Origin of the sequence: Chromobacterium vaccinii (assembly GCF_000971335.1) — a bacterium.
Lineage (GTDB): Bacteria > Pseudomonadota > Gammaproteobacteria > Burkholderiales > Chromobacteriaceae > Chromobacterium > Chromobacterium vaccinii.
In genome coordinates this window covers 1-976 of the sequence record NZ_JZJL01000137.1, presented here as the reverse complement: position 1 = coordinate 976, position 976 = coordinate 1, and the positions used below count along the sequence as shown (strand labels likewise).

The following is a 976-nucleotide window of genomic DNA, read 5'->3' as shown; positions in this document are numbered from 1 at the left end:
GCAGAGGCGCTGCGCAGCGCCTTGCCCGGTTTGCCCACAGTCAGCACGAGTAGACCCAGCAGGCTCAGCGCCGCGCCAGCCCACAGCGGCGAAACAAAGCCCATCCCCGCCGCCAGCGCCAGGCCACCCAGCCAAGCGCCCAACGCATTCCCAATATTGAAGGCCGCGATATTCGCGCCCGACGCCACCGTCGGCGCGTCCGGTGCATGGCTCATCATCCGCAGCATCAGCCCCGGTGCCGTCGCCAGACCCACCGCGCCCATCAGCAGCAGCGACACCACCGTCATGATCTTGCTGTGCGCCGTCAGTGCGAACACCACCAGCACCACCGTCAGCAGGCCCAGCAGAATGCTCAGCGACGCATGCAGCGCGCGATCCGCCGCCTTACCGCCGACGATATTGCCGATAAAGGTTCCCACCCCGAACAGCACCAACAGCCACGGCACCATCGCCGTCGAGAAACCGCCAACTTGCGTGATCGTGAACGCGATATAGGTAAAGGCACCTATCACCCCGCCAAAGGCCAGCACGCTGACCGCCGCCGAAATCCAGACCTGCGGACGGCGGAACACGCCGAACTCCTTGCTCAGACTGGTGCCGACCGGCACCGGGAACTTCGGCACCAGCGCCCAGATCCCCACCATCGTCACCACGCCGATCAGCGCTAGCGCCCAGAACGTCGACCGCCAGCCCAACTGCAGGCCCAGGAAAGTCCCCAGCGGCACGCCCATCACATTCGATACTGTCAGGCCCGCGAACATCAGCGAGATCGCGCCGGCTCGCTTGTTCTCAGCCACCATCTCCGACGCCACCACCGCGCCGACGCTGAAGAAGGCGCCATGGCACAGCGCCGCGATGATACGCCCCGCCATCAGCGTGTCGTAGCTGGTCGCCAGCGCCGAGATCAGGTTGCCGACGATGAACAAGCTCATCAGCGACAACAGCGTCAGCCTGCGCTCCACCCTCACCATCACCG

At 65.7% G+C, this 976-nt stretch carries 1 protein-coding gene; it reads right to left on the bottom strand.

The annotated features are described in order from the left end of the window. On the bottom strand, positions 1–976 hold a 976-nt coding region (locus VL52_RS22940; protein WP_046159216.1), incomplete at both ends, for an MFS transporter.